This is a genomic window from Streptomyces sp. NPDC002386 (assembly GCF_053593175.1).
Genome location: NZ_JBSFBX010000003.1, coordinates 484,628 through 507,307, shown reverse-complemented (window position 1 = coordinate 507,307; position 22,680 = coordinate 484,628). Strand labels below are relative to the sequence as shown.

General features: G+C 72.1%; 20 protein-coding genes. 9 read left to right on the top strand and 11 right to left on the bottom strand.

From position 1 onward, the window contains the following. Window positions 1–160: 160 nt before the first annotated feature. The gene (locus tag ACWCPN_RS09450) at window positions 161–1,483 is read right to left on the bottom strand and encodes a peptidoglycan recognition protein family protein (protein WP_451203770.1); all 1,323 of its coding nucleotides are present in this window, start codon (window positions 1,481–1,483) and stop codon (window positions 161–163) included. A gap of 128 nt (window positions 1,484–1,611) precedes the next feature. On the opposite strand from ACWCPN_RS09450, the gene ACWCPN_RS09445 reads away from it, so the two are divergent. From ACWCPN_RS09445 to ACWCPN_RS09430, 4 genes are all read left to right on the top strand, one after another. After that, window positions 1,612–2,367 carry a TIGR03089 family protein gene (locus ACWCPN_RS09445; protein ID WP_451203768.1) on the top strand — a complete coding sequence of 252 codons (756 nt, stop codon included), beginning with the start codon at window positions 1,612–1,614 and terminating at the stop codon, window positions 2,365–2,367. A 151-nt stretch (window positions 2,368–2,518) separates the two neighbouring features. Next, on the top strand, window positions 2,519–3,697 hold the full coding sequence (locus ACWCPN_RS09440) for an LCP family protein (protein ID WP_451203766.1): 1,179 nt from the start codon (window positions 2,519–2,521) through the stop codon (window positions 3,695–3,697). A 233-nt stretch (window positions 3,698–3,930) separates the two neighbouring features. Continuing rightward, window positions 3,931–5,700 (top strand): LCP family glycopolymer transferase, encoded by a 1,770-nt coding sequence (locus ACWCPN_RS09435; protein ID WP_451203764.1) that lies wholly within the window; start codon window positions 3,931–3,933, stop codon window positions 5,698–5,700. A 186-nt stretch (window positions 5,701–5,886) separates the two neighbouring features. Continuing rightward, window positions 5,887–7,479 (top strand): LCP family protein, encoded by a 1,593-nt coding sequence (locus ACWCPN_RS09430; protein WP_451203762.1) that lies wholly within the window; start codon window positions 5,887–5,889, stop codon window positions 7,477–7,479. 63 nt (window positions 7,480–7,542) lie between these two features. Here ACWCPN_RS09430 and ACWCPN_RS09425 read toward each other — a convergent pair whose 3' ends face one another. Beyond that, window positions 7,543–8,571, bottom strand: a complete 1,029-nt coding sequence (locus ACWCPN_RS09425) for a glycosyltransferase family 2 protein (RefSeq protein ID WP_199210789.1) — start codon at window positions 8,569–8,571, stop codon at window positions 7,543–7,545. 127 nt (window positions 8,572–8,698) lie between these two features. On the opposite strand from ACWCPN_RS09425, the gene ACWCPN_RS09420 reads away from it, so the two are divergent. Beyond that, window positions 8,699–10,252: an LCP family protein gene (locus ACWCPN_RS09420; protein ID WP_451203760.1), complete on the top strand. Its 1,554-nt coding sequence runs from the start codon at window positions 8,699–8,701 to the stop codon at window positions 10,250–10,252. A gap of 97 nt (window positions 10,253–10,349) precedes the next feature. Here the strand turns inward: ACWCPN_RS09420 and ACWCPN_RS09415 are convergent, their stop codons facing one another. After that, complete coding sequence (locus tag ACWCPN_RS09415; protein WP_392295410.1) at window positions 10,350–10,898, bottom strand: acyl-CoA thioesterase; 549 nt, start codon at window positions 10,896–10,898, stop codon at window positions 10,350–10,352. Between the two features lie 119 nt (window positions 10,899–11,017). Between ACWCPN_RS09415 and ACWCPN_RS09410 the strand changes: the two genes are divergently transcribed. After that, complete coding sequence (locus ACWCPN_RS09410; RefSeq protein WP_451203758.1) at window positions 11,018–12,310, top strand: LCP family protein; 1,293 nt, start codon at window positions 11,018–11,020, stop codon at window positions 12,308–12,310. Here ACWCPN_RS09410 and ACWCPN_RS09405 read toward each other — a convergent pair. The 3 genes from ACWCPN_RS09405 to ACWCPN_RS09395 form a co-directional block, all read right to left on the bottom strand. Further along, the gene (locus tag ACWCPN_RS09405; RefSeq protein ID WP_451203756.1) at window positions 12,307–13,125 is read right to left on the bottom strand and encodes a class I SAM-dependent methyltransferase; all 819 of its coding nucleotides are present in this window, start codon (window positions 13,123–13,125) and stop codon (window positions 12,307–12,309) included. The two genes, ACWCPN_RS09410 and ACWCPN_RS09405, sit on opposite strands and share 4 nt — an antisense overlap. 71 nt (window positions 13,126–13,196) lie before the next feature. Next, complete coding sequence (locus ACWCPN_RS09400) at window positions 13,197–13,559, bottom strand: four-helix bundle copper-binding protein (protein ID WP_451203754.1); 363 nt, start codon at window positions 13,557–13,559, stop codon at window positions 13,197–13,199. Window positions 13,560–13,720: 161 nt separating this feature from the next. Further along, window positions 13,721–14,878: an acyl-CoA dehydrogenase family protein gene (locus ACWCPN_RS09395; protein WP_451203753.1), complete on the bottom strand. Its 1,158-nt coding sequence runs from the start codon at window positions 14,876–14,878 to the stop codon at window positions 13,721–13,723. A 180-nt stretch (window positions 14,879–15,058) separates the two neighbouring features. Here ACWCPN_RS09395 and ACWCPN_RS09390 point away from each other — a divergent pair, with 180 nt between their 5' ends. Next, window positions 15,059–16,402, top strand: coding sequence for a UDP-glucose dehydrogenase family protein (locus ACWCPN_RS09390; protein ID WP_451203751.1), 1,344 nt, complete (start codon window positions 15,059–15,061; stop codon window positions 16,400–16,402). A gap of 93 nt (window positions 16,403–16,495) precedes the next feature. On the opposite strand, the gene ACWCPN_RS09385 is transcribed toward ACWCPN_RS09390, so the two are convergent. Beyond that, on the bottom strand, window positions 16,496–17,029 hold the full coding sequence (locus tag ACWCPN_RS09385) for a CGNR zinc finger domain-containing protein (RefSeq protein ID WP_451203750.1): 534 nt from the start codon (window positions 17,027–17,029) through the stop codon (window positions 16,496–16,498). Window positions 17,030–17,143: 114 nt separating this feature from the next. Between ACWCPN_RS09385 and ACWCPN_RS09380 the strand changes: the two genes are divergently transcribed. Next, window positions 17,144–17,500, top strand: a complete 357-nt coding sequence (locus ACWCPN_RS09380; RefSeq protein WP_451203835.1) for a VOC family protein — start codon at window positions 17,144–17,146, stop codon at window positions 17,498–17,500. A gap of 28 nt (window positions 17,501–17,528) precedes the next feature. Beyond that, window positions 17,529–17,942, top strand: coding sequence for a VOC family protein (locus ACWCPN_RS09375; protein WP_451203748.1), 414 nt, complete (start codon window positions 17,529–17,531; stop codon window positions 17,940–17,942). A gap of 50 nt (window positions 17,943–17,992) precedes the next feature. On the opposite strand, the gene ACWCPN_RS09370 is transcribed toward ACWCPN_RS09375, so the two are convergent. The 4 genes from ACWCPN_RS09370 to ACWCPN_RS09355 all read right to left on the bottom strand — a co-directional run bounded on the left by ACWCPN_RS09370 (window position 17,993) and on the right by ACWCPN_RS09355 (window position 22,609). After that, window positions 17,993–19,108, bottom strand: coding sequence for a dipeptidase (locus ACWCPN_RS09370; protein ID WP_451203746.1), 1,116 nt, complete (start codon window positions 19,106–19,108; stop codon window positions 17,993–17,995). Window positions 19,109–19,734: 626 nt separating this feature from the next. Then, window positions 19,735–20,922 (bottom strand): dipeptidase, encoded by a 1,188-nt coding sequence (locus ACWCPN_RS09365; RefSeq protein WP_451203744.1) that lies wholly within the window; start codon window positions 20,920–20,922, stop codon window positions 19,735–19,737. Window positions 20,923–20,927: 5 nt separating this feature from the next. Then, window positions 20,928–21,452, bottom strand: coding sequence for a 5-(carboxyamino)imidazole ribonucleotide mutase (purE, locus tag ACWCPN_RS09360; protein WP_451203742.1), 525 nt, complete (start codon window positions 21,450–21,452; stop codon window positions 20,928–20,930). Beyond that, on the bottom strand, window positions 21,449–22,609 hold the full coding sequence (locus ACWCPN_RS09355) for a 5-(carboxyamino)imidazole ribonucleotide synthase (RefSeq protein WP_451203740.1): 1,161 nt from the start codon (window positions 22,607–22,609) through the stop codon (window positions 21,449–21,451). The genes purE and ACWCPN_RS09355 overlap by 4 nt, the downstream gene beginning before the upstream one ends. Between the last annotated feature and the right edge of the window lie 71 nt (window positions 22,610–22,680).

Here is a 22,680-nt window from a genome sequence, read left to right as displayed (position 1 = left end):
CGCTTCCGGCCGGGACCCGGCCGTACTTCTCGTTTCGGCCGGTCAGTGTATGCAGACCGGCCGGCGATGCCCTCGACGGCCGCGCGGTGTCGGGCGGGATCGGCGCCGGGATTCCCTCCACTGCGCGTGTCTCCCGGCGACGGTGCCCGCGTCCCGGGACTCAGCGGCCCTGGTACCGCGCGGCGCTGGACCGGGCCGAGCCGAGCTTGGCGTAGAGCCGCTTGCCCGGGCAGTCGGTGGCGAATCCGTCCCTGTGTCCGGAGATCACGTTCAGTCGTACGCTCTTCCCCTTCGGGTAGAGATTGCCACCGCCCGAGGTCAGGTATGTCTTTCCGCGCGGATTCGCGCCGTAGAGGCCGAGCTTCCACGCGGTGAGTTTGGCGACGCCCTTCACCGCGGCGGCGGCCGGCTTGCTCGAGCCGTAGCTGCCGATGACGGCGATGCCCATGCTGTTGCTGTTGAACCCGAGGGTGTGGGCGCCCAGCACCGCCTTCGTCACTCCCCCGGCGCGGCCCTCGTAGATGGTTCCGCACTTGTCGACGAGGAAGTTGTAGCCGATGTCCCGCCAGCCCATGCTCTTGACGTGGTAGCGGTAGATGCCGCGGATGACGGACGGGGCCTGGGAGCAGGAGTAGTTGTTGCCCGTGGCGGTGTGGTGCACGAAGGCGGCCTTGATCTTCTTCGTGTAGACGAACCCGCGCTCGCGCAGTGACTCGTCCGCACCCCAGCCCCGGCGTGTCACGATCCCGGGGCGGGGCCCGATGTAGGGCTTGACCCGGGGCGCTCCGTCGTCCGCCGCGTCCAGGTCGCCCTCGGCCCGCAGGCGGTCCAGTTCCCGCTCGGTGTCGCGCCGGTTCAGTGCGGGGAGGGCGGCGGGGCTGTCGGCCTGCGGTCCCTGGGCCGTCGTCAGGCCGCCGGGGTCGACGAGTTCCAGGTGCAGCCCGGACGGCAGCGGCGGGCTCGGGTCGCCGCCCCGGCCCCGGTCGGCGGCGGCCCGGCCCGGCACCGCCTCGGCGCGCACCCGCACGTCCACACCGTCCGAGTCGCCCACCCAGAGCGGCGCGGTGGCCCCGCGCACCCGCCCCGACGAGCGCTCGGCGGAGGCCGGGTCGGCGCCGTGGTCCTCGTTGTGCGTCTCGACGTCCTGCCAGCCGGACCACTTGCCGGACGCCGCCGACCGGGTCCGCACCTGCACCGAGCCGCGCAGCGCGGCGTCCGGGTCGTCCCAGATGACGCCGACGAGCGAGAAGTGCCGTACGCCGGTGCGGTACAGGCCCTGATCGGGGGCGGTACCGGGGGTGCGCTCCTGGTCGAGCGGGGCCAGCGGCAGCGACTGGGTGCTGCCCGGGACGGCGGTACCGGCCGGACTCCCCGGGCGCGGGGACGCGGCGGCCGCGGGCAGGGCCGCCGGGAGGACGAGGGCGGCCGCGCAGGTGACGCCGATCGAGGTGGCGCCGACCGAGAGGGTGAGGAATCCACGCATGCCCTTGATCCTGGACACGGCCGGCGCGGCCCGCCATCGGGGAACTGACGGTGCGTCGGCGGCCGTTGCGCCGAACCGGTGGTCCCGGCACTCGGTGCGGGCGACCGCCCCGGCGTACTCTTGCGCGGGTGAACGCCACCGATCGCACCCCTGCCGACCTGCTGCGTTCCGCGCTCGCCGCGGACGCCGGACGCCCCCTGGTGACCTTCTACGACGACGCCACGGGCGAACGCGTGGAACTGTCCGTGGCCACCTTCGCCAATTGGGTGGCCAAGACCGCGAACCTGCTGCAGGGCGACCTGGCCGCCGGCCCCGGTGACCGGGTCGCGCTGCTGTTGCCCGCCCACTGGCAGACGGCGGTGTGGCTGCTCGCCTGCTCGTCGGTGGGAGTGGTCGCGGACATGGCCGGCGACCCGGCCTCCGCCGATGTCGTGGTGAGCGGACCCGACACCCTGGAGGCGGCCCGGGCCTGCCGCGGCGAGCGGGTCGCGCTCGCGCTGCGTCCGCTCGGCGGGCGCTTCCCGCGGACGCCGGACGGATTCGTCGACTACGCCGTGGAGGCGCCGAGCCAGGGCGACCGGTTCGCGCCGTTCGCCCCGGTGGACCCCGAGGAGCCCGCGCTGATCGTCGCGGGCGCGGAGTTCAGCGGGGCCGAGGTGGTGGAGCGGGCGCTGTCCGAGGCGCCGTCGCTGGATCTGACGGGCCCCGGGTCCCGGCTGCTGTCGGGGCTGCCGTACGACACGTGGGAGGGGCTCAGCGCGGGGCTCTACGCGCCGCTGGCCGTCGGCGGGTCCGTGGTGCTGTGCCGGAACCTGGACCGGCTGGACGGCGAGGGGCTGGCCAAGCGGATCGAGAGCGAACGGGTGACCGCGTCCCGCCACTGAGCCCGCCGGACACGGCCCCCGCGCGGGCCCGGCCCGGCGCCGCGGCCATCACCCGAACGGAGTAGTAAAGGGCGGCTCCCCCGGTCCCGTCCCGCCATCGTCGTAGGAGCAGCACGTGACGCTCGTACGCCATGGAGGGGTGTGACCGGACGTGCCCGACAGCGCAGGCAAGCCCCTCGGCCCCGGCCTCGGGTCCTCGGCGGACGGGGAGGGCCTGGCACGACGGCACCGGCGGCGCTGGGTGTGGGGCACGGCGCTCGGGGTGACCGCGTTCCTGATGGCCTCGTCGGGGATCGGCTGGGTCGTCTACGCCAAGCTCAACGGCAACATCACCGCCGACGAGGCGGCCGCCGCCGAACTCGCCCGGTACGAGCGGGAGCGGCCCACCTCGCTGGTGCGGGGCGCGCAGAACATCCTGCTGATCGGCTCCGACACACGGGCCGGCCGGGGCAACCGGGAGTACGGGCGGGACGTGGGCAGCGAGCGGTCGGACACCACGATCCTGCTGCACCTGGCCGCCGACCGGCGCAGCGCCACCGCCGTCTCGCTGCCGCGGGACCTGATGGTGGACATCCCCGGCTGCCGCAGGGCGGACGGCAGCCGGAGCGAACCGGTGTTCGCGATGTTCAACCGGGCCTTCCAGGTGGGCGGATCGGCCTGCAGCGTCCGCACCGTCGAGAAGCTGACGGGCATCCGCGTCGACCATCACATGGTGGTCGACTTCAACGGGTTCAAGGAGATGGTGGACGCCGTCGACGGGGTGCGGGTGTGCCTGCGGGAGCCCATCGACGACGAGGCCGCCAAACTCAGGCTGCCGGCCGGGAAGGTGACGCTCGACGGGGAGCAGGCGCTCGGTTACGTACGGGCCCGCAAGTCGCTCGGCAACGGCAGCGACACCGACCGGATCGACCGGCAGCAGCAGTTCCTCGGCGCGCTCGTCAACAAGGTGCAGAGCAACGGCGTACTGCTGAACCCGGTGAAGCTCTACCCGCTGCTGGACGCGGCGACCTCCTCGCTCACCACCGATCCGGAACTGGCGAGTCTGCGCGGTTTGTACCAGCTGGTGCGCGGACTGCGCGACATCCCCACCGAACATGTCCAGTTCCTGACCGTGCCGCGGGAGTCGTACGTCTACGACGCGAATCGCGATCAACTGGTGGAGCCGGAGGCCGAGAAGCTGTTCGCGCGGCTGCGCGCGGACCAGCCGGTGGCGGTGAAGGCCGTCTCGCGGCAGGTTCCCGGCGGCGGCGGGGAAGAAAACCGTAAGAACGCCCCCTCCCCCACGCCCACCTTCCGCGGGAACACCGCCGACGAGCACTCCTGCGAGTAGGGCGCACGGCCGGGCCTACAAACTTTCCTTCAGAAATATGAGGGGGATTGCCCGGTTGTAGGAACGTGGAATTTGTCACCGCCGTGGCTCCACGCTGAACTGGGCGGATAGTGTGAGCGATCCGGTGCACCCGGCCGCGAGGTCTGTCCTGGGGTCGTGCACTGTTTTACCGAGACCCGAGCGCCTTTGAGGGGGAAGGCGCCGCGTGGCCCCGACGGAGGATTCGGACAACCGTGGACGCGCAAGGCCGTGGGCGGGCGGACAACATCGATCCCGCAGACCAGTGGGTGCTCAATCCGAACACCGGTGAATACGAACTGCGACTGAGCCCTTCCGCACCGCAGTCGGCGGTGCCCGGCCCGCGCAGAGCGGGTTCCCGGGCCTCCGGTGGCGCGGCGCGCGGGCGCGGCGACTCGGCGGCGGGCGGGACGCGCGAGATGCGTCAGGCGCGCGGCGCGGACGTACCGGCCCCGCGCCGGCGGCGGGGCGCCGAGCCCGAGCCCGAGCCGCCGCAGGGGCGGCGCAACCGGCGGCCGGTGAAGAAGAAGTCGACGGCGAAGAAGGCGCTGGCCTGGACCGCGGGCGGCACGGCGCTCGTCCTCGTCGCCGTCGGCACGGCCGGCTACCTCTACCTCAAGCACCTCGAGGGCAACGTCACCACGACGGAGACGAGCGCGGCCAAGGACGGCTTCAGCAAGGACGACGCCTTCAACATCCTGATCATCGGCACCGACAAGCGGACCGGTAAGGGCAACGGGGGCTACGGCGACAAGGGCAGCGTCGGCCACGCGGACACCAACATCCTGCTGCACGTCGCCAAGGACCGGACGAACGCCACCGCGCTGAGCATCCCGCGCGACCTGATCGTGGACGTCCCGGACTGCGAGACCATCCAGTCCGACGGCAGCAAGAAGGTCGTCGCCGGCACCAGCGACGTCCGGTTCAACACCAGCCTGGGACAGGACGGCCGGGACCCGGGCTGCACCATGAACACCGTGAAGGCGGTCACCGGGATCGTGCCGGACCACTTCATGATGGTCGACTTCAACGCGGTGAAGACGCTGACGACGGCGGTCGGCGGTGTCGACGTGTGCCTCAAGCACGCCGTGAAGGACGCGGATTCGCATCTCGACCTGCCCGCCGGCCCCTCGAAGGTCGCGGGCGAGCAGGCGCTGGCGTTCGTCCGCACCCGGCACAGCTGGGGCAACCAGGGCGACCTGGACCGCATCAAGGTGCAGCAGCAGTTCATGGGTTCGCTGATGCGCAAGATGTCCTCCGGCGACACGCTCACCAGCCCGACGAAGCTGCTGAAGCTGGCGGAGGCCGCCACCAAGGCGCTGACCGTCGACCAGGGCATCAACTCGGTGAGCACGCTCAAGGACGTCGCGCTGGAGCTGAAGAAGGTGCCGCCGAAGAACATCTCGTTCGTGACGGTGCCCGTCCTCGACAATCCGGCCGACGGTGTCGTCCACAAGACGGTGATCGTCGACCAGAACAAGGGCCCCGCGGTCTTCGACGCCATCAAGAACGACGTCTCCTTCACCGACGTGAAGAAGAAGCAGAAGGCGGCCAAGGCCAAGGCCAAGGACGAGGCGGCCGCCCGGCTGAAGGGCGCCAAGTCCGACCCCTCCGAGGTGCGGGTACGGATCCTCAACGGCGGCGCCGCGCAGGGCAGCGCCCAGGCCGAGCTCAACTGGCTGCAGAACAACGCGGGCGTGCTCAAGTCCGAGAACGGGGGCAACGCCCCCGCCGCGCTGAGCAGGACCACGCTCGAGTACGCGCCCGACCAGGCGGCCCAGGCACGCCGGCTCGCCGCCGTCATGGGCCTGTCCGGCTCGGCCCTGAAGCCCGGCAAGAGTGTGACCAACTCCCAGGGCCTGCCCGCGATGACGCTGACCCTGGGCAAGGACTTCAAGGGCGCGGGCGTCTCACTGACCGCACCGACGAAGGCGCCGGAGGTGGACGGGCAGTCCACCGCGGACAAGGTGGAGTGCGCTTCGTAGTCCGAGGTGCCCGCGGGGACCGTCGGCAGTCCGGGCGGTTCATGTTCCGCGCGGTCGACAGGTAACCCAACGGGTCCGTCGTGCGTCTAACCCGACGCGGGACGGACCCGTTGCATGGCGCAAGTGGGGGGCAGGGAGTTGTCGCAGAGCAGTGTGCGGGGGGAGCCTCCCGCGGTCGAGGACACGATGTCGCTCACTCCGCGGACGGAGGGCGCGCCGGAGGGGTCCGGACGGCATGGCGGGGGGCGGCGCCGTGGCGGCGGCCCGAAGACGGACCGGCGGCCGCGGCGCAGGCGCGCGCTGCGCTGGTCGGCGATCGTGCTGGCCGTGGTCATACTCGGCACCGCGGGGGCCGGTTATCTGTACTACGAGCACCTCAACGGCAATCTTCAGAAGGGCCGACGCAGCAACGCCGACGACTCCAAGGCGCAGCGGACCCGCCCGAACGCGGCCGGCCAGACACCGCTGAACATCCTGCTGATCGGCTCCGACAGCCGTAACTCCGACGCGAACGTGGCGCTCGGCGGCAGCAAGGACAACCGGGGGAACCCGCCGCTCGGCGACGTGCAGATGCTCGTCCACCTCTCCGCGGACCGCAAGAGCGCCGCGATGGTGAGCATCCCGCGGGACACCCGCGTCGACATCCCCAAGTGCGAGGACCCGAAGACCGGGAAGTCGTACCCGGCGACCAACGACATCATCAACACCTCGCTGGCCCGGGGCGGCGCCGGCTGCACGCTGGCCACCTGGGAGAACCTCACCGGGGTCTACATCGACCACTGGATGACGATCGACTTCGCCGGCGTGGTGCGCATGACGAACGCCATCGGCGGCGTCGAGGTCTGTGTGAACCAGAACGTCTGGGACCGCTCGACGCCCAGTCAGCGGGGCGGCTCGGGGCTGAAGCTGAAGGCCGGACGGAAGAAGATCAAGGGCGTGCAGGCCCTGCAGTGGCTGCGCACGCGGCACGCCTGGGGCAGCGACCTGATGCGGGCCCGCGCCCAGCACATGTACATGAACTCGATGATGCGGACGCTGCGGCAGCAGAGCGTCTTCACCGACACCGGCCGGCTGACGGACCTGGCCGAGGCGGCCACCAAGTCGCTGACGGTGTCGGAGGAGATCGGCACCGTCAAGAAGCTCTACGACCTCGGCATGGAGCTCAAGTCGGTGCCGGCCAACCGCATCACGTCGGTGACGATGCCCAACGTCGAGGACCCGGCGAACGGCCAGCACGTGGTGCCGGAGAAGACCGGCGCCGACAAGATGTGGCGGATGCTCCGCGACGACGTGCCCTTCGACAAGAACGGCGCGAAGGCGAAGAAGAAGGGCAAGGCCGAACCGGCCAGGACCCCTTCGACGGACGCGGCCAGGCTCGGGGTGCTGGTGCAGAACGCCACCCGGTCCTCGACCGAGGCCGCGGTGCAGGGCCGGGCGCGCGCGATCGGCCAGGTCCTCGTGCAGCACGGGTACGGCAGGGCGGACACCGACACCTCGGCGGCGAGCTCGGCGGACGAGACCGTCGTGCGCTACCCGAGCGCCGAACTGCAGGGCGACGCACAGGCCGTGGCCAAGTCGCTGGGCATCCCGGCGAGCCAGGTGGAGCGGTCGACCGACGTGTCCGGGGTCACGGTCGTCGTGGGCGCGGACTGGCGCACCGGCTCGCTCTATCCGAGGAAGTCGGCTCCGAAGGCGGGTGACGTGCCGGACAACGCCGACGCCATCAACGGCTCGGACACCTCCAAGTGCATGGACGTGTACAAGCCCTACCAGTGGTAGCCGCGGTGAGCGGATGAGAAGAGGGCCCCACCTCGGACAGGTGGGGCCCTCTTCGTGCCGTCGTCAGCGGGGTTCGAGCACCGCCGGACGCCGCGAGGCGATCACCCGCTTCGCCAGCGACCTGGGGCTGGTCAGGAAGCCCCAGCCCCACGTCATGTGCATGGTCGCCAGGGCCACCGGGATCCGCAGCCTTGCCTTGAGGGGCAGCCCCTTGCCCGCCGGGACCGAGCCCGCCAGGATCGCCGCCAGGTAGCCGCCGGGTATCACCAGGCCCCACGGGGTGAGCGCGGCGCCCACCACGAGACCCGCGGCGATGGCGCACACCGCGGTCGGCGGGGCGAGGTAACGCAGATTGATCGAGCCCTCGTGGTACCGGGCCACGACATGGCGCCAGCGGCCGTAGTCCTTGTACTGCTTGGCCAGGGCCTTCACGCTCGGCCGCGGCCGGTACGACACCCGCAGCTCCGGCGAGAACCAGATCAGGCCGCCCGCCTCACGGATGCGGAAGTTCAGCTCCCAGTCCTGGGCGCGGATGAACTCCTCGTTGTAGCCGCCCTGCTGCTCCAGGGCCTCGCGGCGGAACACCCCGAGGTAGACCGTCTCGGCGGGGCCCGCCTGGCCACCGGTGTGGAAGGCCGCGTTGCCGACGCCGATCTTCGAGGTCATGGCGGCGGCGACCGCGTGCTCCCAGTCGTTCTCGCCCTCGGCGTGCATGACACCGCCGACGTTCTGCGCGCCGGTCTCCTCCAGGAGCCGCACGGCGGTGGCGATGTAGTTCGGCGAGAGCATGCCGTGGCCGTCGACGCGGACCACGATCGGATGCCGGGAGGCCTTGATCGCCGCGTTGAGCGCGGCGGGGGTGCGGCCGGTCGGGTTCGGGACGGTGTGTACGCGGGGATGTTCCGCGACCAGCTCGGCGGCGATCTCGTCCGTACGGTCCGTGGACGGACCGAGGGCGATCACGACCTCCAGCTCGCCGGCGTACTCCTGCGCGAGGATCGCTTGGACGGCCCCGCGCAGATGCCGCTCCTCGTTGAGGACGGGCATGATCACAGACACGGCGGGGTGCCGCACGTCGGGCTTGGTGTTCATAGGGGGCTCACGTTACCGCGAACGGGGGACACCGGTGCGCGCCGCCGGGACCGATCGCCGGGCTGAGGATCGTATCGCCCTACCGTGCTCACGGATCCCACGTACGGCCGTCGTCCGGAGGTTCCCTTTGCCCAGCCCGCCTCGGTCCCCCTCCCCCGCCGCCAAGGGCGTGGGGGACGCCCCCAGGCCGCAGCGCCGGCCGCAGCCGTCCCCTCGCGTGCCCAGGCCGCCCGGGCCGCCCAGGCCCGGCCGGCCCACCGCGCGGGCGATGCGGCCCAGGCGGCCGCGCTGGGCCATGCGCGCGGTGACAACGCTGTCAGTGGTGGTCCTCGCCTCGGCCGGGATCGGCCACGCGGTCGTCACCAGCCTGGACGCGGGCATCACCCGGATCGACGCCTTCAAGGACATGAAGAACCGGCCCCGGGCGGGGCACGGCATGAACGTCCTGCTGGTCGGCACCGACGGCCGCGACAAGATCGGCGACCGGGAGCGGCGCGCCTACCACCTCGGTGGCCAGCCCTGCCACTGCACCGACACGATGATGATCGTGCACATCTCGCAGGACCGGGAGCGGGCGAGCGTGGTGAGCCTGCCCCGCGACTCCTACGCCGAGGTGCCCGCGCACACCGACACGGCCACCGGCCGGCAGCGCGCCGCGCACCCGGCCCGGCTGAACGCGGCCTACGCCGAGGGCGGCCCGCAGCTGACCATCGGCACCGTGGAGAACATGACCCACGTGAAGATCGACCACTATCTGGAGGTCGACTTCACCAGCTTCATGCGGACCGTGGACGTGCTCGGCGGCGTCCGGGTCTGTACCGCGACCCCGCTGAAGGACTCGTACACCGGACTCGACCTCGCTCCCGGCACCCACACCCTCATGGGCGGGCAGGCGCTGCAGTACGTCCGCGCCCGGCACGTCGACGGGGCGAGCGACCTGGGCCGGATGAAGCGGCAGCAGCGCTTCCTGGCCTCGCTGATCGACCGGGCCACCTCCTCGGGGGTGCTGCTGAACCCCATGCGGTTCCGCGACGTGACCCGGGCGGTGCTCGGCTCGGTCCGCGCCGACGTGGGCTTCGGCACCGACGAGCTGCTCGACCTCGGCCGGGCGATGCGGAACTTCTCCCCGTCCTCCTCGGAGTTCACCACCGTGCCCATCGGGCAGATGAACTACCAGGTCAAGGGGCTCGGCTCGACCCTGAAGTGGGACGACGCGGCGTCCGGCGGACTCTTCGCGGCGCTGCGCGAGGACAAGCCGCTCAGCGCGGAACGGCCGCGGCCCGCCGCCGGGCCGGTCCCTGTGGAGGTCGACCCGCGGCAGATCCGGGTCCAGGTGGAGAACGGCACCCGCACCGAGGGGGTCGCCAAACGGCTCGACGCGGCGCTCGCCGCGGCCGGCTTCGCCGCCACCCACCGGCCGGTCACCGCGGCCGTCCACGACGCCTCGCGCACGGTGATCTCCTACGACCCCCGCTGGGACCGCTCGGCCCGCTCCCTGGCCGCGGCCCTGCCCGGCAGCGAGCTGCGCGCGGTGCGCGGGCAGGGGCCGCTGATGAAGGTGACCACCGGGTCCGACTTCCTGGACGCCCGCAAGGTGCGCGCGGTGCGGACCGGCACCTCGCCGAGGCCGGAGCAGAACGTGGTGCGCGGCAACGAGGTGGTGTGCTCGCGGGGCACCTGACCCGCGAGCACCGGGCGGCGCGGGAGCGGTGACCGGCGCACCGGCGCGAGGGCGGCGGACCGCCCGCCGCCGGGCCGGGCGCCGGGCCCGCGCCGGGTCAGTCCTCGAAGCCCTCCGCCGCGCGCTTCTCGCGCAGCTCGCGGATCGCGCGGCGGCGGGCCAGGCGGTGGGTGCGGCGGATCTGCGCCTCCTGGTTGCGGCGGCGGTCGCGGTCGGTCTCCGGGACCACCTGAGGCACCCGGCGCGGCTTGCCGTCGGCGTCCACGGCCGCGAAGACCAGATAGGCCGAGCCCACCTGGGTGGCCGGGGCGGACTCGTTCCAGCGTTCGGCGAGCACCCGCACGCCGATCTCCATAGAGGTCCGGCCGGTCCAGTTGACCTGCGACTTCACATGCACCAGATCGCCCACGCGGACCGGCTCCAGGAACACCATCTCGTCCATGGACGCGGTGACGGCGGGACCGCCGGAGTGCCGGCCGGCCACGGCGCCCGCGGCGTCGTCGACCAGCTTCATGATCACCCCGCCGTGCACCGTCCCCAGCAGGTTGGTGTCGTTGTGGGTCATGATGTGGCTGAGCGTGGTGCGGGAAGCGGATGTGGGCTTGCCCGGGATGTCCGGATCCGCGTCCGGGGCCTGATCTGTCATGACCCCTACCTTATGACGAAGTGACATTCGCGGAATTTGTGTCAGCTTCGCAACAGCGGCGCCCTTATTTTCCGACAACCCTTGTGGGGCACACGGCCCCGACCTGCACACTGGGGCGCATGAATGACTGGCCCCAGGGATGGTCCGACGACAACCGAGGCCCGCGCTACGGACGCGGCAGCGGCGGCGCGCAGCCGGAAGGCGCCCGCGTCATGCGTCAGGTGCAGCGCGGCTCGGCGGTACCGCCCGGCCAGCGCCCGTACGGCACGCCCGGCCCGTCGGCGGGCTACGGCGCCGGGGTCCCGCAGCAGCCGTCGTACGTCGACGGCCAGGGATACGACGACTACGACAGCGGCTACAACACCGGCCAGGTCTACGGCGGTGGCGGCCCGGGCGGCCCCGACGACCCCTACGGCCGAGGCGCCCGCCCCGCCCCGAACTGGCGGCGGCGGATCAAGCTGACGGCCCTGACGCTGGTGACCGTGCTCATCGTCACATCCGTGGCGACCTACTTCTGGGCCGACTCCAAGCTGAACCGGGACGTCGACCTCTCCAAGGTCATCGACCGGCCCGAGACCGGCGAGGGCACGAACTACCTGATCGTCGGCTCCGACAGCCGCAAGGGCATGACGGCCGAGGACAAGAAGAAGCTGCACACCGGTTCGGCGCCGGGCCAGCGCACGGACTCGATGATGATCCTGCACGTCGGCGGCAACGGCGACACCCTGATCTCGCTGCCGCGCGACTCCGACGTGGCGATCCCCTCCTACAAGGGGTCGACGTCCGGGAAGGTCTACCCGAACCAGGGCCGCCACACGAAGCTGAACGCGGCCTACGCCGAGGACGGCCCGACGCTGCTGGTCCGCACCATCGAGTTCAACACCGGCCTGCACATCGACCACTACGTGGAGATCGGCTTCGGCGGCTTCGCGAAGATCGTGGACGCGGTGGGCGGTGTCGAGATGAACCTCGACCAGGGCTTCAAGGACAAGTGGTCGGGCGCCGACTTCAAGGCGGGCAAGCAGACCCTGAACGGCGAGCAGGCCCTGGCCTTCGTCCGCACCCGGCACGCCTTCGCGGCGAGCGACCTGCAGCGCACCAAGAACCAGCAGAAGTTCCTGTCCGCGCTGGCCCACCAGGTGGCCACCCCGTCGACGGTCCTCAACCCGTTCAAGTTCTACCCGACCATGGGCGCCGGCCTGGACTCCCTGACCGTCGACAAGGACATGAGCCTGTGGGACCTGGCGTCGATGTTCTGGGCGATGAAGGGCGTCAGCGGCGGTGACGGCAAGTCCATGAACATGCCGGTCTCCGGCTCCTCCGGCGGCAACCTCGTCTGGGACAAGGCGAAGGTGAAGACCCTCGTGGACGAGCTGAAGAACGACGAGACGGTGACCGTCTCCGGCAACTAGGCGGTCCCGGAGGCCAGCAGCGCGACATGGGGAAGGGCCAGCAGCCCTTCCCCGTTGTCGTACGGGGCGCACAGCCGCTCGTACGCACGCCGGATGCGGCCGGTGGTCTCCGCGTCCTGCGAGGTCACGACCAGGCCGACGGTGGCGACACCGCCGGCCGCGCCGCCCCACCACTCCTCGACGGTCGCCCGGTGGTCCCACTCCAGTTCCTCCGCCCCGGCGCCGCCGAAGCCGGCCTCCGTGAGCAGCCCGGCCAGGCCCCGCGGCGTCCGCTCGAAGTCCTCGTCCGGAGCGAGCCGGGGCAGGTACGACGGCGGTACGGCGCCGCCCGCCGCGCACGCGGCACCCAGCAGCTCCTGTCCGCCCCCGCGCCGGGCGCCCCACAGAGCCACCGCGATCCGTCCTCCCGGCCGCAGCACCCGGCGCAGCTCGGTGAGGGCGGTGCGCGGCCGGCCCACGTGGTTGAGCACGAAGTTGCCGACGACCGCGTCGAACTCATCGTCCGGGAAGGGCAGTTCGGGCAGCACCGCCACCTCGGCGGCCACCCCGCGCCGGCGCGCCTCGGCGGCCATCCCGGCATCGGCGTCCACGGCCCGCACCAGCGCGCCCCGCTCCGCCGCCGCCAGCGCGGCCGTGCCGGTCCCGGTGCCGACGTCGAGCACCCGGGTCCCCGCGCCGACGCCGGCGGCGTCCAGCAGGGTGGGCACGGTGTGGGCGCACAGGCGCCCGAAGCTCCTGGCGTACGCCTCGGTCCGCCCGGCCCACATGGTCCGTTCGGCGGCGTCGAAGGCCGCCGTCGCATCCGTCTCGGTCATGCGCCCACCCTGCCGCACAAAAGATCAAGGGCACCCGGAAGGTGCCCTTGATCACACGCGGGCGCGCGAGGTCACATCCGGGCGCCCGCCATCGTCCGGCACATCTCCGCACAGCGGCGGCACGCCTCGGCGCAGCGCATGAGCTGCTGGTCGTCCGGCATGGACATACACGCCTCGGCGCACATGTCACAGGCCTTGGCGCACATCGCGCACATCTCCTGGGCCATGGGCGAGCGGCGCATCATCATGTCGGAGCACATGCGCGTCATCTCGGAGCAGTCCATGAGCGCGCGCATGATCTGCATCTGGGGCTGGCCGCCCATGTGCATGCAGGAGCTCATGGCCTCCTCGCACATGGTGTGCGCCGTCATGCAGGCCTCGACGCAGTCCTGCATCTCCTTGCTCATCGGGGTCATGGTTCCGGGCTGGGTCATGGCTCCTCCTGGGAAGGCTGGGGCCCGGATCGGGCCCTGTGTGCTTCCGTCCTACGCCCACCCATCCCGGCCCGCATGTGACCGACCGGTCGTAAGGCGCCCCGCAACGCACGGAAGGCGCCCCGGGGGACGCCTTCCGAAGACCGTGGAACCGGGAACGGCTACGGCAGGTTCCTTGCCATCACGATCCGCTGAACCTGGTTCGTGCCTTCGTAGATCTGGGTGATCTTCGCGTCGCGCATCATGCGCTCCACCGGGTAGTCGCGGGTGTAGCCGTAGCCGCCGAGGAGCTGGACGGCGTCGGTGGTGACCTCCATCGCCGTGTCCGAGGCGAAGCACTTGGCCGCGGCACCCAGGTAGGTGAGGTCCGCGTCGCCGCGCTCGGAGGCGGCGGCGGCCTGGTAGGTGAGGGCGCGGGCCGCGGAGATCTTCATCGACATGTCCGCGAGCATGAACTGGATGCCCTGGAAATCGGCGATCGGCTTGCCGAACTGCTTGCGCTCCTGGACGTAGCCCTTGGCGTAGTCGAGGGCGCCCTGGGCGACACCGAGCGCCTGGGCGGCGATGGTGATGCGGGTGTGGTCCAGGGTCTTCATGGCGGTGGCGAAGCCGGTGCCCTCCTCGCCGATCATGCGGTCGGCGGGGATGCGGACGTTGTCGAAGTAGACCTCGCGGGTCGGGGAGCCCTTGATGCCGAGCTTCTTCTCCGGGGCGCCGAAGGAGACGCCCTCGTCCGACTTCTCGACGACGAACGCCGAGATGCCCTTGGAGCGCTTGCTCGGGTCGGTGACCGCCATCACCGTGTAGTACTCGGAGACGCCCGCGTTGGTGATCCAGCGCTTCACGCCGTTGAGGATCCAGTGGTCGCCGTCGCGGACCGCCCGGGTCTTCATGCCGGCCGCGTCCGAGCCCGCCTCCGGCTCGGAGAGGCAGTACGAGAACATGCCGTCGCCCTTGGCGAGCGGGGTCATGTACTTCTTCTTCAGCTCCTCGCCGCCGGAGAGGATCACCGGCAGGGAGCCCAGCTTGTTCACCGCGGGGATCAGGGAGGAGGAGACGCAGGCGCGGGCCACCTCCTCGATCACGATCACCGTGGCGAGGGCGTCGGCGCCCGCGCCGCCGTACTCCTCGGGTACGTGCACGGCGTGCAGGTCGTTCGCGACGAGCGCGTCGTGGGCCTCCTGGGGGAAGCGGGCCTCCTCGTCGACCGCCGCGGCGAACGGCGCGATCTTCGCCTCGACCAGCGAGCGGACGGCGTCCCGGAGCATGTCGTGCTCCTCGGACGGGCGGTACAGGTCGAAGTCAGCCGTTCCGGCCACGGTCTCTCACGCTCCAAAGACGCTGTGATACTGACGCTAATTACCGTTAAGTAACTCAAATTTTAGTGGGCCGCCCGTAACCCGCCTACGTGAGCTTGGCGACAGCGGGAAAATTGCCCGCCGGGCGGCCCGACTATGCTCAGGCACCGCACGACCGAGTCCCCGAGCTGGAGCGCACCCATGAGCCTGAAGATCACCGTGATCGGCACCGGCTATCTCGGCGCCACGCACGCCGCGGCCATGGCCGAGCTGGGCTTCGAGGTACTCGGGCTCGACGTGGTGCCCGAGAAGATCGCCATGCTGGAGCGCGGCGAGACCCCGATGTACGAGCCGGGACTCGAGGAGCTGCTGCGCAGGCACGTGACCGGCTTCGAGGGGTCCTCGGGGCGGCTGCGGTTCACCACGGACTGGGCCGAGGTGGCCGAGTTCGGCGACGTGCACTTCGTGTGCGTGAACACCCCGCAGCGGCACGGCGACTACGCGGCCGACATGTCGTACGTCGACGCGGCCGTCGCCTCGCTCGCCCCGCATCTGCACGGCCCGGCGCTGGTGGTCGGCAAGTCGACCGTGCCGGTGGGCTCGGCGGACCGGCTGGCCACCTATCTCGCGGAGCACGCGCCCGCCGGCGCGGACGCGGAGCTGGCCTGGAACCCCGAGTTCCTGCGCGAGGGCTTCGCGGTGCAGGACACGCTGCACCCGGACCGGATCGTGGTCGGCGTGCGCAGCGAGCGGGCGGAGAAGCTGCTGCGCGAGGTGTACGCGACGCCGGTCGGCGAGGGCGCCCCCTTCGTGGTGACGGACTTCCCGACGGCCGAGCTGGTGAAGACCGCGGCGAACTCGTTCCTCGCGACGAAGATCTCGTTCATCAACGCGATGGCGGAGGTCTGCGAGGCGGGCGGCGGTGACGTGGCGCAGCTCGCGGAGGCCATCGGGTACGACGACCGGATCGGGCGGAAGTTCCTGCGCGCCGGGATCGGGTTCGGCGGCGGCTGCCTGCCGAAGGACATCCGGGCGTTCATGGCGCGCGCCGGTGAGCTGGGCGCGGACCAGGCGCTGACCTTCCTGCGGGAGATCGACTCCATCAACATGCGCCGGCGGGGCCAGATGGTGGAGATGGCGCGGGAGGCGCTGGGCGGCGGCTCGTTCCTGGGCAAGCGGGTGGCGGTGCTGGGCGCCGCCTTCAAGCCCGACTCGGACGACGTACGGGACTCGCCGGCGCTGAACGTGGCCGGGCAGATCCATCTGCAGGGCGGTCAGGTGACCGTGTACGACCCGAAGGGCATGGCGAACGCCCGCAGGGTCTTCCCGACGCTGGGGTACGCGGACTCCGCGCTGGAGGCCGTCCGGGGCGCCGACGTGGTGCTGCACCTGACGGAGTGGCGGGAGTTCCGCGAGCTGGACCCGGCGGCGCTGGGCGAGGTGGCGGCGGCCCGGCTGATCCTGGACGGGCGCAACGCGCTGGACCCGGAGATGTGGCGGCGGGCCGGGTGGACGTACCGGGCGATGGGCCGTCCGACCGCGTAGCGCCGGCTCCCGAGTGCTCTCCGGGCGACGCCGGTTCGGCCGAGGCTCAGTCGGCCGAACCGGCGTCTTCCCGCATTCTGCCCCACCGGGAGGCTACGTGGCCGTCGAACTCTCTGTGGTGTACGGCTCCTTCGCCCGGTAGCGGCGCATCTTGGCGCGCGCTCCGCACACCTGCATGGAGCACCAGCGGCCGCGGCCGGCGGGGCTTCGGTCGTAGTACGCCCAGTGGCAGGTCTCGGCGGCGCAGGCCTTCAGCCGGGTCCAGGTGCCCGCCACGAGTGCCTGGGCGACGGCCGCCGCGACCCGGGAGAGCAGTGGGCCGGTGTCGGCGGGGGCGAGGCCCGCCGAGCCGTCGGCGGGGTCGACGGTGACGCGCAGGGCGGCGTGGGCCAGCAGTTCGCCGAGCGGGGTGACCGCGCGGTGCGGCGGGTGGCCGGCGTGGGCGAGCAGGGTGGCCCGCAGGGACTCGCGCAGGACTTGGGCGCCGGGCCGTTCGTCCTCGGTGAGCCCGAAGAGCCGCAGGCCGTCGGCCGTGTCGAGCGTGTCCCGGCCGCTTTCCACGTCGAGTGTGTTCACCAGGGACTCGATCAGCGCCAGGCCCTCCGGGGCGGGTGATCGCTCGGTCATGTCCGCCTTCCACCTCCGCAATCCGGTTGCGACGTTACCCGCCATGCGGGAGCATGCGGTAACCGTTACCGGATGACCGGCTTCAACGGTAACTCGGACGTCGTGGAGGAAGTCATGGCTCTCGCCAAGCTGGGTGTGGTCGTACTGGACTGCCCGGACCCGCACGCGCTCGCCGGTTTCTACGCCGAGGTGCTGGGCGGCACCCCCGAGGGGGACGTGGAGTGGGTGGACCTGAAGGTGCCGGGCGGGCAGGCGCTCGCCTTCCAGCGCGCACCGGGACACGTCCCGCCGCGCTGGCCGTCGCCGGAGGCCTCCCAGCAACTGCATCTGGACCTGGTGGTGGAGGACCTGGACGAGGCGGAGCGGGGTGTGCTGGCGCTGGGCGCGAAGCCGCTGGCCGAGCAGGGCGGGAAGGGCTTCCGGGTTTACTCGGACCCGGCCGGGCATCCGTTCTGTCTCTGCGCCTGCTGACACCGTCCGCCGACATCAGGGAGAACCCATGGCCGTCGCCCGTCTGCGCACCGTCGTGCTCGACTGCCCCGACCCGCACGCCCTGGCCGCGTTCTACGCGGCGGTGGCGGGAGGCACCCCGGAGGCCGAGAGCGACAGATGGGTCGTCCTGAGGGTCCCCGACGGGCCGCGGCTCTCCTTCCAGCGGGCCGAGGGGTTCACCCCGCCCCGGTGGCCGCACGCCGACCGGGACTCGCAGCAGTTCCACCTGGACTTCGACGCGGGGCCGACCTGGGCGGAGATCGACGCGGCCCACGAGAAGGTCCTCGCGCTGGGGGCCCGGCCGCTGGATCTGGAGGACCGCGAGAAGAAGGACTTCCAGGTGTACGCCGATCCGGCCGGGCATCCCTTCTGCCTGTGCCGGATCGAGCGGCCGGACGGGCTGGACCGAGCGGCGCCGTAAGGGCGGGCCGAAGGGCGCCGTAAGGGCGGGTTGAAGGGCGCCGGGCGGGTCTAGCCGTCCAGTTCGGTGATGCTCGCGGTCGACGGGCCCCTGCGGTGCTGCGCGGTCCTGGCGGCGAAGTCCGCCCTGCGCAGCACCCGCTGTACGTTCTGCCAGGTCAGCAGGGCCAGCTCGGACTCGGCCCAGCCGCGGCGGAGCAGCTCGGCGATCAGCTGGGGATAGCGGGAGGGGTCGGCCAGGCCGCGGGGGTGGGCGGCTCCGGTGTCATAGGTGCCGGACAGGCCCACGGACTCGGGACCGGCGACATCGCGCACGTGGTCGAGATGGTCGGCGACGTCCCGGACGGTCGGGCCGGTCTGCTCGGCGGTCATCGGCACCATGCACAGGCCGCCGGCCGCGCCCAGGCCGGCGAGCAGGTCGTCGGGCAGGTTGGCGGGGTGCGGGCGCAGGGCGCGGGCCGCCGAGCGGGTGCACAGCACCGGCGCCCGCGACAGCGCCAGGGTCCGGCGCGCGGTGGCGTCGGCGGCGCCGGAGAGGTCGGCGAGCACGCCGAGGCGGTTCATCTCGCGGACCACCTCCTCGCCGAACCGGGTCAGCCCCGCCGCGCCCGCCCAGTCGGTGCCCGTCAGGGTGAGGACGCGCAGGCCGAGGGTGTGCAGGAGACGCAGGATGCCCAGGGAGTCGCCGAGCGCGGCCGCCCCGGCCGGGCCCAGCACGACGGCGACGCGGCCGCAGTTGCGGGCGTCGATGACCTGCCCGGCGGTGAGCGCCGGACGCAGGCTCTCCGGGTGGGCGTCGATCACCGAGCGGGCGAACTCCAGCTGCTCCAGGGTGGCGCTCACCACCCGGTCCCCGCCGAGCCCCTCGGGCAGGTGCAGCGACCAGAACAGGGCGCCCACGCCGCCCGCGCGCATCCGGGGGACGTCGGTGTCCAGGGAGGTGTCGCCCAGCTCCAGTTCGTACCAGGGCAGCCGGCGCAGAGCCCGGGGCAGTCCGCTGTGCCCGTCGGCGACGGGGTGGTCGGCGAGCAGGACGCGGGCGTCCTCCAGGTGCTCGGTGCCCGGGCCGTCCGGTTCGTACGGTGCGGCCGGGAAGGTGCCGTCCGGCAGGCTGTCGCTCTCGCCGACCTCGGTCGTGGTGGGCGTGTCGTCCTGGAGGTCGGTCATGGCGGGCTCCGTACATCGTCGTGTGCGACGCCGGCCGTGAGCTGCGCGTGAGGTGACCGGCGTAGGGCCACCGTCCCACGGAGCTGGAGGATCTTTCCTGGTGAGTAAGGCGTTCGGGGGTACCCCTGCCCCTCCGGCCGGCTCCCTCCCGGACCGCCGGACGGCCACGCACCACCAGGCGGACGGAGCCACGCCGGACGGCGCCGAAGGGCCGCCGCAGGACCGGACGCGGTCGGCGGACACGGCCGACACGCACGACCAGGCGGGCGCAGTCACGCCGGACAGCGCCGACGGGCCCGCAGAAGAGCCCGCCGCAGGACCGGACGCGGTCGCGCTCGGCGGACCCGCCGGACGGCGGCCGCCCAGGGCGGCGGGCAGGGCGGAGCCGGCGAACGGGCCGGGCGGCGCCGTAGTACCGGCCGGACCGCAGGACGGACCGGGGCGCCGGCCGAGAGCTACCGACGGCCAGGCGGAATTACCGGCCGCACCCGACCACCGGGAGAGCCGTGCCGTCGGTCGCGTCCGTTCGCGGATGCGCCGGGTGGCCAGGACGGCCGACCCGGCGAACAGGCGGGACCGCCGGACGGACGGCCCGCCGGGCGGGCCCGCCGTCCGGCCGGCCGCCGTCAGGCCCCGGCGCCGTCCAGGGACTCGATCGTCGCTTTGGACGGGGTGCGGGTGGCCCGGAGGTCGCGGGCGACGTCCTCCGCCGCGCCCAGTACGCGCACCGCGTTCTGCCAGGTCAGCTTGGCCAGGTCGGGGCGGGACCAGCCGCGGTCGAGGAGTTCGGCGAGCAGGTTCGGATAGCCGGAGACGTCGTCCAGGCCGTCCGGGGTGAACGCCGTGCCGTCGTAGTCGCCGCCGATGCCGAGGTGGTCGATGCCCGCGACCTCGCGCATGTGGTCGAGGTGGTCGGCGACCGTGGACACCGTGGCGACCGGGCGCGGGGTGCTCTCCTCGAAGGCGCGGTGCACCTTCATGGCCTCAGCGGTGGTGTCGAGGTGGTGGAAGCCGTGGGCGCGCAGGTTCGCGTCCGCCGCCGCCGTCCAGTCGACCGCCGCCTGGAGCACGAACTTCGGCACGAACGTCACCATCGCCATGCCGCCGTTGGCGGGCAGCCGCTCCAGGACGTCGTCCGGGATGTTGCGCGGGTGGTCGCAGACGGCCCGGGAGGAGGAGTGCGAGAAGATCACCGGCGCGGTGGAGGTGTCCAGCGCGTCGCGCATGGTCGTCGCCGCCACGTGGGACAGGTCGACGAGCATGCCGAGCCGGTTCATCTCGCGCACGACCTCGTGGCCGAACGCCGACAGGCCGCCGACGTTCGGATCGTCGGTCGCGGAGTCCGCCCAGTCGTTGTTGTCGTTGTGGGTGAGCGTCATGTAGCGCACGCCGAGTGCGTACAGGCCGCGCAGGGTGCCGAGCGAGTTGGCGATGGAGTGACCGCCCTCTGCCCCCATCAGGGAGGCGATACGGCCGCCCTGCCGCGCCGCCTCCATGTCCGCCGCGGTCAGCGCGGGGGCCAGGTCGGCCGGATAGCGCTCGATCAGCTGCCGTACGCAGTCGATCTGCTCGAGCGTGGCGGGCACCGCGCCGGGCCGGTCCGACGGCACGAAGACCGACCAGTACTGTGCGCCGACGCCGCCGGCGCGCAGCCGGGGGAGGTCGGTGTGCAGGTGGGCGTTCTGGTCCGCGGCGATGTCCCGGGCGTCCAGGTCGTAGTTGACCTGGGCACGCAGGGCCCACGGCAGGTCGTTGTGGCCGTCGACCACCGGGAACTCACGCAGCAGCTCGCGGGCCTCGTCCAGGGAGGGCATGCGCGTCACTTCCCGAAGCCGAAGCCGCTGCCCGCGCCCTCGACCTTGGTCCGCAGGCGCTTGCCCTTCTCGGTGGCCTGGTCGTTGAGTTCCTGCTGGAAGTCGCGCATCCGCTGCAGCAGTTCCTCGTCGTGCGCGGCGAGCATGCGGGCCGCGAGCAGACCGGCGTTGCGGGCACCGGCGACGGAGACGGTGGCGACCGGGACGCCGGCCGGCATCTGCACGATCGACAGCAGGGAGTCCATGCCGTCGAGGTACTTCAGCGGGACCGGGACGCCGATGACCGGCAGCGGGGTGACGGAGGCGAGCATGCCGGGCAGGTGGGCGGCACCGCCGGCGCCGGCGATGATCGCCTTCAGGCCGCGGTCGGCCGCCTGCTCGCCGTACGTGATCATCTCGCGCGGCATGCGGTGGGCGGAGACGACGTCCACCTCGTAGGCGATCTCGAACTCGTCCAGCGCCTTGGCGGCGGCCTCCATGACGGGCCAGTCGGAGTCCGACCCCATGACGATGCCAACAACGGGGCTCATTCGGTGATGGTGCCTCTCAGGTAGCCGGCAGCGTGACGGGCGCGCTCCAGCACGTCGTCCAGGTCGTCGCCGTAGGTGTTGACGTGTCCGACCTTGCGGCCGGGCTTCACGTCCTTGCCGTACATGTGGATCTTGAGCTTGGGGTCGCGGGCCATGCAGTGCAAGTACGCGGAGTACATGTCCGGGTAGTCGCCGCCCAGGACGTTGACCATGACGGTCCACGGGGCGCGCGGGCGCGGGTCGCCGAGCGGGAGGTCGAGGACCGCGCGGACGTGGTTGGCGAACTGGGAGGTGACCGCGCCGTCCTGGGTCCAGTGGCCGGAGTTGTGCGGGCGCATCGCGAGTTCGTTGACGAGGATGCGGCCGTCGCGGGTCTGGAACAGCTCGACGGCGAGGTGGCCGACGACGCCGAGTTCCTTGGCGATGGTCAGGGCCATCTCCTCGGCCCGCAGCGCGAGGTCCTCGTCGAGGTCGGGGGCGGGCGCGATGACGGTGTCGCAGACGCCGTTCACCTGCTGCGACTCGACCACCGGGTACGCGACGGCCTGGCCGTGCGGGGAGCGTACGACGTTGGCGGCGAGCTCGCGGACGTAGTCGACCTTCTCCTCGGCGAGGACGGGCACGCCCGCGCGGAACGGGTCGGCGGCCTCCTCGACGGAGTCGACGACCCAGACGCCCTTGCCGTCGTAGCCGCCGCGGACGGTCTTCAGGACGACGGGGAAGCCGTCGCCCTCGGCGCCGTCGGCGAGGCCTTCGCGTGCGAAGGCGGCCACGTCCCGCGGGTCGCTCACGATGCGGTGCCGCGGGCACGGGATGCCGATCGCGTCGAGCTTCGCCCGCATCACGCCCTTGTCCTGGGCGTGCACGAGCGCGTCGGGCCCCGGGCGCACGGGGATGCCGTCCGCCTCCAGGGCTCTGAGGTGCTCGGTGGGTACATGTTCGTGATCGAAGGTGATCACATCGCACCCGCGCGCGAACTCACGCAGCGTGTCCAGGTCGCGATAGTCGCCGACGACGACATCGTTCACGACCTGTGCCGCGGAATCCTGAGGGGTGTCACTGAGGAGCTTGAACCTGATGCCCAACGGGATGCCGGCTTCGTGCGTCATACGCGCGAGCTGCCCCCCGCCGACCATGCCGACTACCGGGAACGTCACCCCCCTAGCGTATCGGCCACGCCGACCCGCCCGGCTTACCGGCCTCGCACCCGCTCTTACCCTGGGCTTTC

Coding starts and splice junctions, on each gene's coding strand:
- ACWCPN_RS09385 (WP_451203750.1), bottom strand. CDS start 17,029: ATGACCGAGCGATCACCCGCCCCGGAGGGCCTGGCGCTGATCGAGTCC.
- ACWCPN_RS09430 (WP_451203762.1), top strand. CDS start 5,887: ATGTCGCTCACTCCGCGGACGGAGGGCGCGCCGGAGGGGTCCGGACGG.
- purE (WP_451203742.1), bottom strand. CDS start 21,452: ATGAGCCCCGTTGTTGGCATCGTCATGGGGTCGGACTCCGACTGGCCC.
- ACWCPN_RS09425 (WP_199210789.1), bottom strand. CDS start 8,571: ATGAACACCAAGCCCGACGTGCGGCACCCCGCCGTGTCTGTGATCATG.
- ACWCPN_RS09390 (WP_451203751.1), top strand. CDS start 15,059: ATGAGCCTGAAGATCACCGTGATCGGCACCGGCTATCTCGGCGCCACG.
- ACWCPN_RS09370 (WP_451203746.1), bottom strand. CDS start 19,108: ATGACCGACCTCCAGGACGACACGCCCACCACGACCGAGGTCGGCGAG.
- ACWCPN_RS09450 (WP_451203770.1), bottom strand. CDS start 1,483: ATGCGTGGATTCCTCACCCTCTCGGTCGGCGCCACCTCGATCGGCGTC.
- ACWCPN_RS09375 (WP_451203748.1), top strand. CDS start 17,529: ATGGCCGTCGCCCGTCTGCGCACCGTCGTGCTCGACTGCCCCGACCCG.
- ACWCPN_RS09410 (WP_451203758.1), top strand. CDS start 11,018: ATGAATGACTGGCCCCAGGGATGGTCCGACGACAACCGAGGCCCGCGC.
- ACWCPN_RS09380 (WP_451203835.1), top strand. CDS start 17,144: ATGGCTCTCGCCAAGCTGGGTGTGGTCGTACTGGACTGCCCGGACCCG.
- ACWCPN_RS09365 (WP_451203744.1), bottom strand. CDS start 20,922: ATGCCCTCCCTGGACGAGGCCCGCGAGCTGCTGCGTGAGTTCCCGGTG.
- ACWCPN_RS09415 (WP_392295410.1), bottom strand. CDS start 10,898: ATGACAGATCAGGCCCCGGACGCGGATCCGGACATCCCGGGCAAGCCC.
- ACWCPN_RS09405 (WP_451203756.1), bottom strand. CDS start 13,125: ATGACCGAGACGGATGCGACGGCGGCCTTCGACGCCGCCGAACGGACC.
- ACWCPN_RS09400 (WP_451203754.1), bottom strand. CDS start 13,559: ATGACCCAGCCCGGAACCATGACCCCGATGAGCAAGGAGATGCAGGAC.